We start from the raw sequence: 17064 nt of genomic DNA on the forward strand, positions 1-17064 counted from the left end.
ATGATGGCCCCGCCAACCGCTAGATCTTGGTGCTTGGTTCAATGGTAAATTCGTGCGAAATCAGTGTCTAGCATGAATTCGTTAATTTACTGCTTTGGCTTTTCGCAGTTTCTGTGGCCAAAATCGCGGGTCCTGCATGTAGAGGGTAAGGAACGGCGGGGACGGCACGGCGGAAGGGGTGCGGCACGGCGCGAACGGAAGGGGCAAACGGATTACCGGCGCCCTCCGGCAGGCCAAAGCCCACCGGTGTCCGGAGATCGGGTCTTGCCGCCACGTCCTTCGTTCTCCACCTACCAGGGGCCGCCGACGCGAGGCAAGCGACAATGAGCCGTGGTCATCAAAGAACCGTTCCGGTCGCCTTTTTTTCCCGCGGGAGTGACCGTCGGGCCATGGTCCGCGCAACCGCCAGGATGGCGGGGATTGCCGCCCTGGCAGCCGCGCTGCTCACGCTCGCCGGTTGCAGTTCCGTCGGGCCGACCGACAACCCGGTGGCGCGCAAGCTGACATGGTTCAGCTATCTCAACGGCGACGACCTGCGGTCCGGCTGCGGCAAGGACAGCGCCGACCGCTACCGGCTGATCTTCAACGCCGACTACAACCGGCATGTCCGCACCTACGACATCGTCGGCGACCCGGACCGCGGCGGCGCGGCGGTCGAAGCCCACGTGATCGAGGCGACCGACCTCACCCGCCTGACGCTGGCCGATCCGTTCTCCGCCGCGCGCGGCAACACGGCGACCCTGCAACTGAGCGCCGCGCAGTTCGACAGCTTCGTCGGCCGCCTGCGCGAGGACGGGGTCTTCGACCCGCCGCCCCAGGGGTTGCGGTTGCCGTCCAACGGCTTTTACTGGCTGATCAACGGCTGCCGGGCTGGGCAATGGTTCTTCACCGCCTACCCCTACCCGTCCAGCCGCTTCACCGACGCCCGGTTCCCGGAGCTGCTGCGCAGCATCGACCCGACCGGGATCGCCTATCCCGGCCTGCCGGCTCCCGACGAGGTTCCGCGCACCCTGCCCTCCTCCGGCCAGCTGGCTGACGGCGGCGTGTTCTTCGAGGTGCAGATCGGGCGCGACGGGCTGGGCCACTACGGGCTGGTCGGCCCGACTGCCCCCTTCGGGGCGCTGCTGCTGAGCGCCCTTCCAGGGAAATGAGCCAAGCCGACGGTGGCGGTCACAAGTGACCGCAGGGCGGTGGCGGTCAGGGGTGACCGCCGGGGTTCAGACGGTCTCTTCGGCCGGCTGGCGCGGACGCATGTCTTCCGGGACCAGCGTCTCGACCCAGGGGCCGTCCGGCATGCGCCGGGCCAGTTCGGTCAGGTTGCGGTTCCACCACTGGCGCTGTTCGGCGAGGTCGTCATAGTCGTAGTTCGACTGGCGCCAGCTGCGCGATTCGGCATGGTAGGACACCATGTCGATGGGGAAGCCGACATCGTTGCTGGAGAAGCGCGTGCTGTCGAAGGACAGGTAGGCCAGCTTCAGCGCCGTCTGCATGTCGGTGCCGTAGGTCAGCGCGCGGTCCAGGATCGGCTTGCCGTAGGCCGTGGCACCGATCGACAGATAGGGCGTGCGCTCGTCCACCTCGATCCAGTTGCCCTCCGGATAGACCAGGAACATGTAGGGTTCGCGGTCTTCGGCCAGCTGGCCGCCGATGATGGCGTGCAGGTTGAAGTGCAGCTTCGACGCCTCCAGTGACTCCCTGTCCTCCGCGGCGACTTGCCGCAGGCAAGCGGTGAAGGCCGAAACAGCGTCCAGCATGGTCGAATAGGACTCGCCCCGGCGCTTCTGCATGTCGCGGCGCAGATAGGCCAGCGTCTTGTCGCGCACGCTGCGCAGGCCGGAATTCATGATGAAGAAGCGGTCGCCGCCGCTGCCCATCATCGTCACCTTGCGAGCCGACGAAAGCTGCGATCCGCTGGTGATCCGGCCGTCCGACAGACCGATCAGGCCGTCGCGGGTCTTGATGCCAAGGCAATAGGTCATGATCGAAATGGTCCCGAAGATGCGGCCTGAAGAGCGGATGGTCCGGCACGCCGCGTCCAAGCGCCGCACCTGACCTATGGCCGAGGCGAGTCCCGCCCGCGGCCAAGCTACACTTGTCCCAGCGCCGGTAAAGCCTTCGTTAAGGACATCCGCCATCAGGGCCGCTTTCAAGGACTTGCCGACGGTTCCGCGTAGCGGGCGCCGGCCGGCAACGGAAGCGACGCGGCTGTCATCGGAGCTTCACGCCATGGGGGTATGGTGCGGCGCAAGGGAGTAAGCCGGATACCTGCCGAACGGACTGTTGACACCGCGCCGTGCTTAGCCCATAAAACTCTTATATTGCAGTGCAGCATTTCCTGCGCCGTTCCGCGGCTTGGGGAATCAGGCGGTCAACGGCTGCACAGCGTAAAAACGCAACGCACACCGCTGCCGGCAGGCTCCTCGCCACGCTTTGCGGCGGACGGGTCTCCCAACCAAACGCCGGCATCAGCCAGGAAGGAACGCGCGCCATGAACCAGTTCACGCCGAAGTCGCTCGAAAACGTCGCCGCCCAGGCCAAGGAGCAGTATGAGGGCCTGGTGAAGGCCGGCCAGGAGCAGACGGTCAAGCAGTTCGAGCAGACCGCGACCGCCGCCAAGGAGCAGTTCGAGAAGACTGCCACCCAGTTGCTGAAGAGCTACGAGGACCTGCAGGCCACCGGCAAGGCCAATGTCGAGGCGCTGATCGCCAGCAGCACCATCGCCGCCAAGGGCGCCGAGGATCTGGGCCGCGAAGTCGTTGCCTACGGCCAGTCGGCTCTCGACAAGTCCATCACGACCGGCAAGGCGCTGCTGACCGCCCGGACCATCCAGGAAGTGGTGGAGTTGCAGAACGATTTCCTGAAGTCCAGCTTCGACTCGCTGCTGGCCGAGACCACCCGCCTTCAGGAACTGTCGACCAAGGTCACCAACGAGGCGCTGGCCCCGCTGAACGCCCGCGTCACCGCGACGGTCGAGACCTTCTCCAAGCCGATCGCCAAGCCGATCGCCGCCTGAGCGGCCCCATCGGATGGCATGTGACGGCCGGGGTTCAGCCATGGACCCCGGCATCGCAAACGGCCCGGCAACCTCCACGCGGTTGCCGGGCCGTCTTGCGTTCGAGCCGCCGATGCGCTTGCCGGATTTTCGCGCGGAAGTTTTTGTGCAGTGCACAATACGGATTGACTCCGCCCGCCGGCTTCCTTATCTTCAGGTTATGTTGCAGTGCAGCATATCTCGGGCGCCCGCTCTGCCGGGGCCCGAGGGTTTCAACCCACTCCGCAATCGGCCGCCGCATCGCCGGGGCCGCGCGGTTGACCCCTTATAGAGAGCGCGAGGAGCATAGCCATGTCCGACCAGATCGCCGCCGTCACCAAGTCCGTCGAAGACGCCATCGTCACTGCCAAGCAGAACCTGGAAGGCCTGGTGAAGGCCCAGCAGGAGCAGATCGAAAAGGCCTCCGCCAAGGTGCTGAAGAGCTATGACGAGCTGACCGTTCTCACCAAGGAGAATGTCGATGCGCTCGTGAAGTCCGGCACCGTCGTCGCCAAGGGCGCGGAAGAGGCCGGCAAGCAGGTCGCCGCCTTCACCCAGTCCTCGCTGGAGAAGAGCGTGTCGAACGCCAAGGCCCTGCTGGCGGTGAAGACGATCCAGGAACTGGTCGAACTGCAGAAGGCCTACACCAAGGCCAGCCTCGACGCATTCGTGTCGGAAAGCACCAAGCTGCAGGAGCTGACCGTCAAGGTCGCCAACGAGGCGCTGGCTCCGCTGAACGCCCGCGTCAACGCCACGGTCGAGGTTCTGTCGAAGAAGCCGGTCGCCGCCTGACCGGCCCGACTCTCCGGTTTTCTTGACCGGTGGGCAGACAATGCCCACCTGAAGGACCGCATCGCAGCGGCCCGGTATCCCGCCTTGGGATGCCGGGCCGTTTTGCGTTCCCGGCCGCCCTCTTCCACCAACGGTCGGAAGGCCCCTTGATCGGGGTAGGGTTTTCCGCCGATTGCGGCCATTTCCGAAGCGGTGTCTCCTATTACGGAGTAGCGGAAGGGCCTGCGGTCCAAAGGAGGGTCTGCCAAATGGAGGTCAGCTGAAAACGGCCCCTTCCCACCGCGCCCGAAATGACCATATCATTCCCAGTGAAAGTGCATCGCGATGACATTCGACTGGGACCATGGCCGACTCTGACAAGCAGGGCAACGACGGCACTAACAGCGGCGTGGTCGTCAAGGCCAAGCCGAAGACCAAGAAGCCGTCGATGTACAAGGTGTTGATGCTGAACGACGATTACACTCCCATGGAGTTCGTCGTTCTCGTTCTCGAACGCTTCTTCAGCAAATCGCGGGAGGAAGCGACACAGATCATGCTGCATGTGCACCGGCGGGGTGTGGGGTTGTGCGGCGTGTTCACCTACGAGGTGGCGGAGACGAAAGTCACGCAGGTGATGGACTTTGCGCGCCAGAACCAGCACCCGCTGCAATGCACGTTAGAAAAGGATTAGACCCACACATGCTGTCGCGTAACCTGGAACAGACGCTGCACCGAGCCCTGGCCCACGCGAACGAGCGCAGGCATGAATACGCGACGCTCGAACATCTGCTTCTCGCGTTGACCGAAGACTCCGATGCTACCGCCGTCTTGCGCGCTTGCGGGATCGATCTCGACCGACTGCGCGCGGAACTGTCGGATTACCTCGACAATGAACTGGCGAACCTTATCACGAACAGGCCCGATGATGCCAAGCCGACGGCTGGTTTCCAGCGGGTTCTGCAGCGTGCGGCCATCCACGTCCAGTCGTCGGGACGTGAGGAGGTGACGGGAGCAAATGTGCTCGTTGCCTTGTTCTCTGAACGCGAGAGCCACGCGGTTTACTTCCTGCAGGAGCAGGAGATGACCAGGTTCGATGCGGTCAACTACATCTCTCACGGAATCGCGAAGGCTCCGGGCCGCTCGGAAACAAAGCGTGTCTCGGGCGCTGACGACGAGGCGGCGGCGGAGAAGGTCGTGAAAAAAGGCAGCGAAGCGCTAGAGGCGTACTGTGTCAACCTGAACAAGAAGGCGTCCGGCGGGAAGATCGATCCGCTGATCGGCCGGGAGCAGGAGGTCGAACGGACCATCCAGATCCTGTGCCGGCGGTCGAAGAACAACCCGCTCTACGTCGGCGACCCCGGTGTCGGCAAGACCGCCATCGCAGAGGGCCTCGCCCGCCGCATCGTGCAGCAGGAAGTGCCTGAGGTGCTGCGCAACGCCACCATCTTCGCGCTCGACATGGGCTCGCTGCTGGCCGGCACGCGCTACCGCGGCGACTTCGAGGAGCGGCTGAAGGCCGTCGTGTCCGAACTCGAGGCGACGGAGGGGGCGATCCTCTTCATCGACGAGATCCACACGGTGATCGGTGCCGGCGCCACCTCGGGCGGTGCGATGGATGCCTCGAACCTGCTGAAGCCGGCGCTGGCCTCCGGCTCGCTGCGCTGCATCGGTTCGACCACCTACAAGGAATATCGCAGCTACTTCGAGAAGGACCGGGCGCTGGTCCGCCGCTTCCAGAAGATCGACGTCAACGAGCCGTCGGTCGAGGATGCGATCAAGATCCTCCAGGGCCTGAAGCCCTACTACGAGAAGCACCACAAGGTCACCTACACCAACGACGCCATCCGCGTCGCGGTGGAGCTGTCGGCCAAGTACATCGGCGACCGCAAGCTGCCCGACAAAGCCATCGACATCATCGACGAGGTCGGTGCGGCGCAGATGCTGCTGCCGGAGAACAAGCGCCGCAAGAAGATCGGCGTGAAGGACGTGGAGGCGGTGGTCGCCAAGATCGCCCGCATCCCGCCGAAGTCCGTCAGCCGCGACGACAAGGAAACGCTGCTGAACCTGGAGCGCGACCTGAAGACCATGGTCTTCGGCCAGAACAAGGCGATCGACGCGCTGGTCTCCGCGATCAAGCTGGCCCGTGCCGGCCTACGCGAGCCGGAGAAGCCCATCGGCAACTACCTGTTCACCGGCCCGACCGGTGTCGGCAAGACCGAGGTGGCCCGCCAGCTCGCCATGACGCTGGGCATCGAGCTGACCCGCTTCGACATGTCCGAGTACATGGAGCGGCACACGGTGTCGCGCCTGATCGGCGCCCCTCCGGGCTATGTCGGCTTCGACCAGGGCGGCATGCTGACCGACGCCATCGACCAGCACCCGCACTGCGTCCTGCTGCTGGACGAGATCGAGAAGGCCCATCCGGATCTGTTCAACATCCTGTTGCAGATCATGGACCACGGCAAGCTGACCGATCACAACGGCAAGATCGTCGATTTCCGCAACGTCATCCTGATCATGACCTCGAACGCCGGGGCCGCCGACATGGCCAAGCCCGCCATCGGCTTCGAGCGTGACCGCCGGGTCGGCGAGGACATCGAAGCGGTCGAGAAGATGTTCACGCCGGAGTTCCGCAACCGTCTCGACGCGATCATCCCGTTTGCGCCGCTGACGCAGGAGGTTATCAACCGCGTCGTCGACAAGTTCATCATGCAGATGGAAGCGCAGCTGGAAGACCGCGGCGTGTCCATCGAGCTGAACGAAGAGGCGCGCGAGTGGCTGGGCAAGAAGGGCTACGACCCGCTCTACGGCGCCCGCCCGCTCGGCCGCGTGATCCAGGAGTACATCAAGAAGCCGCTGGCGGAAGAGCTGCTGTTCGGCAAGCTCAGCAAGGGCGGTCTGGTCAAGGTCACCGTCAAGGACGACAAGCCGGCCTTCGACTACACCGAAGGCAACCGGCCGAAGCGCACCTCCGGCGACGATGACGAGGAGATGGTGTCGGAGATGGTCGAGTAAGTTCGCCCCATCGGCCCACCAACCCGTTCCGCATCGTAAAAAAGGGGACCGTCCGCGGTCCCCTTTTTCGTTGTGTGGCCAATGGGTGCGGCCGACGGATGCGCTCTTTTGCATCGGATCGTCACCGCGCGATACTTTTGCGCGAAGGCCGGACTGCGGTATGGTCGCGCCATGACCGAATCCGCCGCCACGCCGCCCGCCGTCGATCAAGCCGGCCTTGCCCAGTCCGCAGATGCGCAGGCACCGCTGATGCCGGCACCCGATGCGCTGCGCATCGCGTTTTCCTGCGCCGACACGGACGAGGCGCGCGCCGCCCGCACCCGGCTGGTCCACCGCTATGGCAATGCCTTGGCGGACGAAGCCGACGTGATCGTGGCGTTGGGCGGCGATGGCTTCCTGCTGGAAACCCTGCACCGGGCGCTGAGCCGCAACCGGGAACGGCCGACTCCGGTCTATGGCATGAACCGCGGTTCGGTCGGCTTCCTGCTGAACGCCTATCGCGAGGAGGATCTGGCGGAGCGAATCGTGGCGTCCCAGCATGTCCGCCTGCATCCGCTGCGCATGGTGGCGACGCGGGTGAATGGCGAGCGGGTCGAGGCGCTCGGCATCAACGAGGTTTCCCTTCTGCGCGAGACGCGGCAGGCGGCCAAGCTGCGCATCACCATCGACAAGGTGGTCCGGCTGCCGGAGCTGATCTGCGACGGCGCGCTGGTGGCGACGCCGGCCGGCAGCACCGCCTACAACCTGTCGGCCCACGGCCCCATCGTGCCGCTGAATGCCGGCGTTCTGGCCCTGACCCCGATCAGCGCCTTCCGCCCGCGGCGCTGGCGCGGCGCGCTGCTGCCGCACACCGCCAAGATCACCTTCGACGTGCTGGAGGAAGGCAAGCGCCCGGTCAGCGCCGTCGCCGACTTCACCGAGGTGCGCGAGGTTCTGCGGGTCGAGGTCCAGGAATGCCGCGAAGTCGGCCTGACCCTGCTGTTCGACCCGGAACTGAACTTCGAAGAGCGCATCCTGAAGGAACAGTTCGCGCCGTAAGGCATGCGTCCCTCCTTCACGCCCGCCGCGCGACCCACACCGCGGTCAGGTCGTCGCGCAGCGGCAGGCTGGTGCGGGCATAGAAGCTGTCCATCATCGGCCGCAGCGGGTGCTGGCGGTCGCGGGCCAGCGCGTCGCGGACGAAATCGGGTACGGCGCCCTGCCCCAGCGGGGCATGCTCGTCGCTGCCGCATTCGATCAGGGCATCGCTGTACAGGAACAGGAAACCGCCGCGCGGCAGGCGGTGGCTCTGGTCGACATACTGCGCCCGGCGCGAGGCGCCGAGTACCAGCCCGGCCGAATCGAGCAGGCGGATGTCCGGCCCGTTTCCCTTCGCGCCGGCCGGTGTTCCCAGCACCGGGTTGGGCGAGCCCGCTGCGGCGAAGGTCAGCGTGTCGATGGCGAGGTCGAGGATGCCGAAAAAGGCGGTGGCGAACTGCCCCGTCGGCAACACGTCCTTCAGCGCGCCGTTCAGCTGGGTCAGCCATTGCGACGGCGCCATATGCTGCATCGGAAAGCGGTCGATCAGCGTATGCAGGCGGAAGGTGTTGATCGCCGCGGTGATGCCGTGCCCGGCGAAATCGATCATCAGCAGCCCCAGCCGGCGGTCGCCCAGCGGATAGAGGCCCCAGAAATCGCCGCCCAGCTCCGACGAAGTCTCGAAATGGGCGTCCAGCGTCAGGCCGTAGCGGTCCGCCACCTCGGCAAGCTTGCGGGTCTCCGGCAGAAGCGAGGTCTGCATGGCGCGGGCATGCGACAGCTCGCGCTGGACCCGTTCGCGGAAGGCGGCGAGATCGTTGAACAGCTTGCGCTTTTCCAGCTGGTGGCGGACACGCGCCACGCATTCGCCGGGCTTGATCGGCTTGGAGATGAAATCGCTGCCGCCGGCCTCGAAACAGCGCACCTGCTCCTCGTCGCTGTCCAACGCGGTCTGGAACAGCACGGGAAGCTGCTCGTGCGTCGCGTTGCGGCGCAATGCCTCGCACATCTCCCAGCCGTTCATCACCGGCATGTCGACGTCCAGCAGGACGAGGTCGGGGCGGAAACGGTCGACCGCCGCCAGCCCTTCCCGGCCATTCTCGGCGAAGGCGATCTCGGCGATGCCGGCGCGGCGGATCACCAGGGCGAGCGATTTGCGGTTGAATTCGTTGTCGTCGACGATCAGGACGCGGCAGTCCGACAGCGACAGGGCGGGCGCGGCCATGGACGCTCCGTCAGCGGTCGAACTGCAGGACGGTGCAGCGCCCGCCGTCGGTCACCGTCACCCGAGAGGCCAGCGTCCGCATGAAGACGAAGCCGCGGCCCGACCGCGCCTTGTTGCCGGTGGTCGCCGGGGCCAGCGCGGTGTCGAAGCCGCCGCCCTGGTCGACCACCGCGATGGCGATGCAGCGCCCGTTCCAGCGGCAGAAGATGTCCAGCCGCCGCCGCGTCACGGCGGGATCGCCCAGCCGGTCGCGCATCATCTCGCTGAACCGGCGATAGCCGCCCGGCTCCCCCTTCACCGCGCTGGACAGGCCCAGATTGCCGTGGACGATGGCGTTGGCGACGGCCTCGTGCAGACAAAGCTCCACATTGGACCGGCGCTGCGGATCCAGAACGCCGCGCCGCACCAGCTCGTCGCAGACCAGCACCGGGCATTGCAGGCCATAGGCGGTGCCGGTGGTCAGCGACAGGTAGAATCCCGGAAGCCCGGGATCGTCCGTCGCCGGTGCCCCCGACCAGTCGTCGAGCGGAGCCGCCGCCTCGTCGGCGCCCTCCCCCAGCTCGACCGTCAGAAAGGGGCTCCGGTCGAAGGCGGCGCGCAGACGGTCGCGGTCGGCCCGCTCCATCAGCAGCGTTTCGACCGCCCGCTCCGGCAGTCCCCGCCCGGTTGCCACGGCATCGTCCCGCTGGTCCTGCATTGTCCCGGCGAAGCGCGACGCGACGCGGGCGGCCATGTCGGCGGGCACCCGGTCGCGCAACAGGCTGAAGCCGCGGAGTGCCGGTTCGGCCGGGCTGTCATGATGAGCGGCGTCCATGCGGCAAACTCCCCTGGGACAAGGACCGGCGGGTCAGGACTCGGCAGGTCGGAATTCCGCAGGTCAGAACTCGGCGGATCAGAACTCGATGGTGATGATCTCGCCCAGCCGCGCCAGTTTGATCGACCGCTTCACGTCACCCAGGGGATGGCGAACGATCATCTTGATGTTGCGGCTCTCGGTCTCCTCCTGGAGGATCAGCAACATCCCGAGCCCGGCGGAGTCGATGAAGTCCAGCTTCGACATGTCGATGACGAAGCGCCGCGCGCGGGACTGCTCGACCAGTTCGACGATGTCTCTGAGCCGGTCATGGTCGGTGAACTCGAGGCGGCCCGTCAGCCACACCTCCGTCGCATCGACTGTGTTGGTCGTCTTGAAATCCATAGATCCTCTCAAGATCCTCTCACCCGGTCCGCAACCCTGGCCGCACCCATACAAATGCGCGCGAAACCAAAGCCTTCCGCCTATGCACAGTAGTGCAAGAACTCAGAGGACCTCAAGCACCGATACCGGGATGGGACAACCGCTCCCCCCAGGCGCGACACTTTTCCTCCGCTTCCCGCTCCTGGGACTCAACCCGCATGGACGGGCGGCGGACGACGGGGTAGAACATCCCCAGGGAGGCGCGCGCTCCGCGTGCCGCACCGCCGCCAGCCGCGCTATGACGAACCTCCGGAACGAAGGCATGACCAGGATCGTTGAGGCATGGCGGCGCATACCGACCGTATCGGCCAAGTTCCTGCTGATCCTGGTGCCCAGCCTCGTGGTGGCGGTTTCGCTGTTCTCGGCCCTGTTCTTCTATGACCGCTACAAGGATTTGCAGGCGGCGCTGCGGGAGAAGGTGGCGACCATCGCCGACATCAACGCGGCGGCGCTGTCCAACAATCTGTGGACCTTCGACGTCCAGGCGATCCGCAACGTCATCCAGGCCATCGGCGCCAACCGGGAGCTTGTCTGCGTCGAGGTGAGCGACGATCTGGCCGACGGGCTGTTCGCCTGGCCGGGGCCGAGCTGTCCCTTGAGCAGCGACGCCAACATCGAGCGGCGGCCGGTCCGGGTCCAGAACCTCCAGGTCGGCACCATCACCCTGCATTACAGCCACGACGTGGTGCGCGAACAGCTGCGGCAGGAGGTGGTGAACACCGCGGTGCTGCTTCTGCTGATGCTGGCCGGCACCATCGCGGCGGCGCTGGCGGCACTGCGGCTGACGGTGGGCCGGCCGCTGGGGCGGCTGATCGCCTCCATCCTGGAATCGGAGCGGGGCGGCGGGCACCAGCCGGTGGACTGGCGCGCCGCCGACGAGCTTGGGCGGGTGATCCAGGCCCACAACGCCATGCTCGCCCGGCTGGGACAGGAGGAGGCCGCCCTGCGCAAGAGCGAGCAGCGGCTGGCGCTGGCCATCACCGCCACCCGGTCCTCCGTCTGGGATTACGACCTGCACAGCGGGCAATATTGGTGGTCGAAGGAATTCCCCGCCCTGCTCGGCTATGGCCCGAGCGAGCTGCGGATGACGGCGGAGACCTGGTCCTCGCTGCTGCATCCGGACGAGGCGGAGCGGGTGATGGCGGAGTCGCGGCGCCGGGTGCGCGACCGCGCCATGGCCTACACCGCCGTCTACCGCATGCGCCGGCGCGACGGCCGGTGGGCCTGGATCGAGGACCGCGCCACCGCCCAGCGCGATCCCGACGGCCGCGCCCGCCGCCTGACCGGAACCATGTCCGACGTCACCGAACGGGTGCGGGCCGAGCTGGATCTGGCCCATGAGCGCAACGTGCTGCAGGTCACGCTGGACAACACCGACCAGGGCATCATCAAGGTCGACGGCGACGGGCGGGTGGTGACGGCGAACCGCCGCGCCGCCGAGCTGCTGAACATCCCGCCCGAGGTTCTGGCCGGCAACCCGCGCTTCGCCGACGTGGTGGCGCTCCAGCGCCGCCAGGGCGAGTTCGGCGAGATGGGCGACGACCCCGACCTCTATCTCAGCTACGGCGTCGGCGCGGGGGGCAGCGGACGCGGCTCCGACGCCGGTACGGATGCCGGCTTCGCGATGCCGCCCCCGGGCGAGCCGGCGGGGATGATCGACCAGCCCTTCACCTTCAAGCGCCGCCGTCCCGACGGCCGCATCGTCGAGGTCCGCACCAACCCGCTGCCGGAGGGCGGATTCGTCCGCACCCTGACCGACGTGACGGTGGAAGCCCGGTCGGCCGAGGAAATCTTCAATGCGATGCAGGAGCTGGAACGCGCCTATGCCGATTTGAAGGAGACCCAGGCCAATCTGGTCCAGGCCGAAAAGATGGCCTCGCTCGCCCTGCTGGTCGCCGGCGTCGCGCATGAGATCAACACCCCCATCGGCATCGCCTTCGGCTGCGCCACCCATCTGTCGGGCCGGACCGGGATGCTGGCCGAGGGGTTCGAACGCGGGACGATGAAGAAGTCGGAGCTTGCCGCCTATGTCGCCACCGCCAGCGAATCCTCCCGGCTGATCGAACAGAACCTGACCCGCGCCGCCGAACTGATCCAGAGCTTCAAGCGCGTCGCCGTCGACCAGACCAGCGAGGAGCGCCGCCGCTTCGACCTGCTGGCCTATCTGGAGGAGGTGGTGACCTCGCTCGGCCCCACCCTGCGTAAGAGCCGCCACCGCGTCGGCATCGCCTGCTCGCCCGGCATCCCGATGGACAGCTTCCCCGGCGCGCTGAGCCAGGTGGTGACCAATCTGGTGATGAACGCGCTGACCCACGCCTTCCCGGCGGACAGCAGGGGGCACATGGTCATCGACGTGGACGAGATGGCCGAGGGCGAGGTGGAGATCCGTTTCGCCGACGACGGCGTCGGCATCGCCGCGGAAAACCTGCCCAAAGTGTTCGAGCCCTTCTTCACCACCCGGCGCGGGTCGGGCGGCAGCGGCCTGGGGCTGCACATCGTGTTCAATCTGGTCACCCAGTCGCTGGGCGGGCGGATCTCGGTTGACAGCGTTCCCGGCGATGGAACTACCTTCACCCTGCGCATTCCGAAGACCGTCATCCCCCCCGGCAGTCCTGCCGCCGCCACGCCTTCGCCGACGCCCGTCCCGCTGGAGACCGAACCCGCATGAGCACCGGCGCCTACGACGACGACGAAATCCTGTTCGCCGACGAGGAGGCGGACGGCGCCCCGCCCGATCCCGGCGAAGCGGCCACCGGCGCGGAGCCGATCGACCCGGCGGCCCCGCCCTGGGTGATCCTGGTGGTGGACGACGAGTCCGATGTCCATTCGATGACCGGGCTGCTGCTGGCCGACGTCGCCTTCCAGCGGCGGCGGCTGGACCTCGTCAGCTGCTTCACCGCGGCGGATGCCCGCACCGTGCTGGAAAGCCGGCACGACATCGCCGTGATCCTGCTCGACGTGGTGATGGAGGAGGACGATTCCGGCCTGAAGCTGGTGCGCTGGATCAGGGACGGGCTGGGCAACCGCGATGTCCGCATCATCCTGCGCACCGGCCAGCCGGGTCAGGCGCCGCAGCGCGACGTGATCGTCGATTACGACATCAACGACTACAAGCCGAAGGCCGACCTGTCGGCGGAAAGCCTGTTCACCGCGGTGATCGCGGCGCTGCGAGCCTTCGACCAGATCCAGTCCATCGAAACCCGGGTGGCGGAGCGCACGCGCGAACTGCGCGAAAGCCGCGAGCAGGCGGAAGAGGCGACCAAGGCCAAATCCGCCTTCCTCGCCACCATGAGCCACGAGATCCGCACGCCGATGAACGGGGTGCTCGGCATGCTTGGCCTGCTGGAGCGGACCGAGCTGGACGACCACCAGCGCGACACCGTCGGCACAATGCGCGAGTCGGCCAACGCGCTGCTGCGGATCATCGACGACATCCTGGACTTCTCGAAGATCGAAGCTGGGAAGATGGATCTGGAACGGGTGGCGCTGTCGGTCCCGGCGCTGGTGGAGGGGGTGGCGGAAACGCTGGCGCCCGCCGCCGGGGCCAAGGGGCTGGCGCTGCTGACCTATGTCGACCCGGCGATCCCGCAGGCATTGCTGGGCGATCCGGTGCGGCTGCGCCAGATCCTGTTCAATCTGGCCGGCAACGCCATCAAATTCACCGAGGCCGGCCGCGTCGTGCTGCGCGCCGAGCTGGAGTCGCCCCCAACAGGGACGGAAACGCTGCTGCGCATCGCCGTCTGCGACACCGGCATCGGCATCGCCGAGGCGACGCGCCAGCGCCTATTCCAGCCCTTCACCCAGGCGGAAAGCTCCACCACCCGGCGCTTCGGCGGCACCGGGCTCGGCCTGTCGATCAGCCGGCGGCTGGCCGCCCTGATGGGCGGCGAGATCGGGGTGGAGAGCGAGGCGGGCCTCGGTTCCACCTTCTGGCTGCGCCTGCCCCTGGCCAGCACCGCCGCGCCGGTTTCGGCGAAGGACGGTCCCGATGCCGTCGATCTGGACGGGCTGACCGTCCTGCTGGGCGTGCCCGACGACACGGAGCGCGGTTTCCTCGCCCGCTATCTGGAGCAGGCCGGCGCCCGCGTGCTGCCCGCCGCCTCCCCGCCCGAACTGGCGGCCCAGGCCCGCATCGCCCGCGAAGCCGGCTGCGCGGTCGGCGTCGTCACCATCGACGAGGCGTTGCATGTCCCGGCCGCCGCCTGCGCGCCGGAGGAGCTTGGCCGCCGCAGCGGCGAGGCCCGGCCACCGGTGGTCCTGCTCTGCCATGAGACGGGTGGGATGCCCGGCCCGTCCTCCCACCCCGCGACGCGCGGGGCGGAAGCCGGCACGGTGGTGCTGAGCCGCCCGCTGCGCCGGCTGGTCCTGCTGCGCGCGGTGGCCGTCGCCGCCGGGCGGCTGCGTCTCCAACCGGTCCCCCCCCAGCCCCACCCGCAATCCTCTGCCCTGCCCCCCGCCCTGCCGGCGCCCGCCACCGCCAGGACCGCGGCAGCCCCCGGCGTGGATGAGGCGGAAGCCCAGGGGCGCCTGATCCTTGTGGCCGAAGACAACCCGGTGAACCGCAAGGTTCTGCTGATGCAGTTGCAGGCGCTGGGCTATGCCGCGGAGATGGCGCCCGGCGGGGCCGAGGCGCTGGAGGCGCTCGACGCCATGCGGCGGGGCCGGCGGCGTTTCGCCCTGCTGCTGACCGACGTCCAGATGCCGGAGATCGACGGGTTCGAACTGACCCGCCGGATCCGCGGCGACGAACCGTCGGCTGACCGCCTCCCGATTGTCGCCATCACCGCCAATGCCGCCCCGGCCGACATCGAACGCTACCGCGCCGCCGGCATGGACGACGTGCTGAGCAAGCCGCTGGAGCTGTCGCAGTTGGGGGTGACGCTCGCCCACTGGATGCCGCCGGTCTCAGCCGCGTCAGCCGAGGTTCCGGCACGGGCGTTGCCGCAACCGACGCCCGAGGCGCGGCTCGGAGAGTGGATCGAACTCGCCGGCCTGCGCGCGCTGTGCGGCGGCGATGCGGAGATGCTGGCGGAACTGCTGGGCGATTTCATCGCCATCGGCCGCGGGGTGGTCGCCGATCTGGACAAGGCTCTCGACATCGGCGACCGCGACCGGATGCGGGCGTGCGCCCACAATCTGAAGGGCTCCTCCCGTAATGCCGGCGCCAAGCCGCTGGCCGAGGCCGCCCGCGTGCTGGAGCAGTCGGCCTCCGAAGGCGCGCCGCTCCCCCGGCTCACGGAGGAGGCCGGCCGGCTGCGCGACAGCTTCGCCGCAACCTGCACCGCCATCGAACGGGAACTGGCTCTCACGGAGTGGTCGACGGCATGAGCGACCCGACGGATTTCCACCCCGACCGGCGGCAAGCCCTCGGCCTGCTGCTGGGGGCCGCCGCCTCTGTCGCCGCCACTGCCCGCGATGCGCTGGCCCAAGGCGCTCCAACCCAAGGCGCCCCGCCGCCCCCAAGCGCTCCAGTCCAAAGCGCCCCGGTCGATGTCGGCGTGCCACGGCTGGGCGAGGAACTGACGCCCTTCGGAGCGGTGCGCGCCGGCAACCGCACGCGGGCGATCCCGCCCTGGACCGGCGGGCTGACCGCGGCGCCGCGCGGCTATGTGCCGGACCGCCCCTCGCCCGATCCCTATATCGAGGACGTGCGCTGGTTCACCGTCGGCGCCGCCGATGTCGAGCGCTACAAGGTCCGGCTGACCGCCGGGCAGCAGGCCTTGCTGGAGAAGTTTCCGGACAGCTTCGAACTGGCGCTGTTTCCCAGCCGCCGCAGCGCCGCGGCACCGCAGCGCATCTACGACGCCTCGCTCGCCAACGCCGACCGCGCCAAGCTGGGCGAGAACGGGCTGGCCCTGCGCGACGCCACGGTGGGGGTGCCCTTCCCGATTCCGGCGAACGGCGTGCAGGCGATGTGGAACCACAAGCTGCGCTGGCGTGGCGGCACTGTGTCGCGCACCAGCCTGACGGTGGTGCAGTCCGGCGACGGAACCCGGTCGCTGACCCGGCTGCGCGAGGATTTCGCCTCGCCCTATGCCGCCGGGGATGCCGCCGCGCCACCCCTGCTCTACCGCCGCACGATCCTGGATCCGAAGGAACAGGCGGGCAGCAGCCTGATCGTCCAGGGAACGCTCGACCCCATCGCCGCCCGCACCCGCGCCTGGGTGCGGGAGGGGGAGCGCGGGCGCGTGGTTCCGGCGTCCGACTTCGCCTATGACACGCCGGACCCGGTGACCGGCGGGATCTGTACCGCCGACATGCTGGACATGTTCAGCGGCGCGCTCGACCGCTTCGACTACACGCTGGTGACGCGGCGCGAGATGTACATGCCATACAACGCCCACCGGCTGACCAACCCCAGCCTGACGATGCGGGACATCCTGTGGCCGCACCATCCCAACCCGCAGTTCCTGCGCTATGAGATGCACCGGGTCTGGGTGGTCGACGCCCGGCTGAAGCCGAACTTCAAGCATTCGCTGCCCGACCGCACCTTTTACCTGGACGAGGACAGCTGGCAGATCCTGGCGTCGGAGCATTACAACGGCAAGGGGGAGCTTCTGCGCTACGCCGAAGCGCACCCGCTGCCGGACTGGCAGGTGCCGGCCCTGGTGCCGACGATTGAGTTCGCCTTCGACCTGACGGCCGACCGCTACACCGCCCGCGGCGTGGAGAACGGCCTGCCCCCGCCGCGCTACGACGCCCCGCTGAAGCTGGAGGACTTCACCCCCGACGCGCTGGTCCGCCGCGGACGGCGGGGATAGCCGGGGC

General features: G+C 67.7%; 13 protein-coding genes. 9 read left to right on the forward strand and 4 right to left on the reverse strand.

The annotated features are described in order from the left end of the window. Window positions 1-389 precede the first annotated feature (389 nt). Complete coding sequence (locus VH569_RS06600) at window positions 390-1151, forward strand: hypothetical protein (RefSeq protein ID WP_423314655.1); 762 nt, start codon at window positions 390-392, stop codon at window positions 1149-1151. A gap of 66 nt (window positions 1152-1217) precedes the next feature. Here the strand turns inward: VH569_RS06600 and VH569_RS06605 are convergent, their stop codons facing one another. Then, on the reverse strand, window positions 1218-1979 hold the full coding sequence (locus VH569_RS06605) for a peptidase (RefSeq protein ID WP_109051258.1): 762 nt from the start codon (window positions 1977-1979) through the stop codon (window positions 1218-1220). Between the two features lie 509 nt (window positions 1980-2488). Between VH569_RS06605 and VH569_RS06610 the strand changes: the two genes are divergently transcribed. The 5 genes from VH569_RS06610 (at window position 2489) to VH569_RS06630 (ending at window position 7855) form a co-directional block, all read left to right on the forward strand. Continuing rightward, the gene (locus tag VH569_RS06610; RefSeq protein ID WP_423314656.1) at window positions 2489-3013 is read left to right on the forward strand and encodes a phasin family protein; all 525 of its coding nucleotides are present in this window, start codon (window positions 2489-2491) and stop codon (window positions 3011-3013) included. Window positions 3014-3343: 330 nt separating this feature from the next. Next, window positions 3344-3823: a phasin family protein gene (locus VH569_RS06615; RefSeq protein WP_109051260.1), complete on the forward strand. Its 480-nt coding sequence runs from the start codon at window positions 3344-3346 to the stop codon at window positions 3821-3823. 343 nt (window positions 3824-4166) lie between these two features. Further along, the gene (gene clpS, locus VH569_RS06620) at window positions 4167-4493 is read left to right on the forward strand and encodes an ATP-dependent Clp protease adapter ClpS (protein WP_014246998.1); all 327 of its coding nucleotides are present in this window, start codon (window positions 4167-4169) and stop codon (window positions 4491-4493) included. Window positions 4494-4501: 8 nt separating this feature from the next. Next, complete coding sequence (gene clpA / locus VH569_RS06625; RefSeq protein ID WP_109051261.1) at window positions 4502-6817, forward strand: ATP-dependent Clp protease ATP-binding subunit ClpA; 2316 nt, start codon at window positions 4502-4504, stop codon at window positions 6815-6817. Window positions 6818-6988: 171 nt separating this feature from the next. Continuing rightward, window positions 6989-7855 carry an NAD kinase gene (locus VH569_RS06630; RefSeq protein ID WP_423314657.1) on the forward strand — a complete coding sequence of 289 codons (867 nt, stop codon included), beginning with the start codon at window positions 6989-6991 and terminating at the stop codon, window positions 7853-7855. A gap of 16 nt (window positions 7856-7871) precedes the next feature. Here the strand turns inward: VH569_RS06630 and VH569_RS06635 are convergent, their stop codons facing one another. The 3 genes from VH569_RS06635 to VH569_RS06645 all read right to left on the reverse strand — a co-directional run bounded on the left by VH569_RS06635 (window position 7872) and on the right by VH569_RS06645 (window position 10257). Further along, on the reverse strand, window positions 7872-9059 hold the full coding sequence (locus tag VH569_RS06635) for a PP2C family protein-serine/threonine phosphatase (RefSeq protein WP_376958433.1): 1188 nt from the start codon (window positions 9057-9059) through the stop codon (window positions 7872-7874). Between the two features lie 10 nt (window positions 9060-9069). Further along, entirely contained in the window at window positions 9070-9873 is an 804-nt protein-coding gene (locus VH569_RS06640; protein WP_423314658.1) for an ATP-binding protein, read from the reverse strand. Window positions 9874-9951: 78 nt separating this feature from the next. Next, window positions 9952-10257 (reverse strand): STAS domain-containing protein, encoded by a 306-nt coding sequence (locus VH569_RS06645; RefSeq protein WP_423314659.1) that lies wholly within the window; start codon window positions 10255-10257, stop codon window positions 9952-9954. A gap of 301 nt (window positions 10258-10558) precedes the next feature. Here VH569_RS06645 and VH569_RS06650 point away from each other — a divergent pair, with 301 nt between their 5' ends. From VH569_RS06650 to VH569_RS06660, 3 genes are read left to right on the forward strand one after another with little or no spacing between them, the layout of a single operon-like run. Beyond that, window positions 10559-12964: an ATP-binding protein gene (locus VH569_RS06650; RefSeq protein ID WP_423314660.1), complete on the forward strand. Its 2406-nt coding sequence runs from the start codon at window positions 10559-10561 to the stop codon at window positions 12962-12964. After that, on the forward strand, window positions 12961-15624 hold the full coding sequence (locus tag VH569_RS06655) for a response regulator (protein WP_423314661.1): 2664 nt from the start codon (window positions 12961-12963) through the stop codon (window positions 15622-15624). Before VH569_RS06650 ends, VH569_RS06655 begins: the two co-directional genes overlap by 4 nt. After that, window positions 15621-17057, forward strand: a complete 1437-nt coding sequence (locus tag VH569_RS06660; protein WP_423314662.1) for a DUF1329 domain-containing protein — start codon at window positions 15621-15623, stop codon at window positions 17055-17057. The genes VH569_RS06655 and VH569_RS06660 overlap by 4 nt, the downstream gene beginning before the upstream one ends. The last annotated feature ends 7 nt before the right edge of the window (window positions 17058-17064 follow it).

The sequence above is a fragment of the Azospirillum sp. 11R-A genome (assembly GCF_049472615.1).
GTDB lineage: Bacteria > Pseudomonadota > Alphaproteobacteria > Azospirillales > Azospirillaceae > Azospirillum > Azospirillum palustre.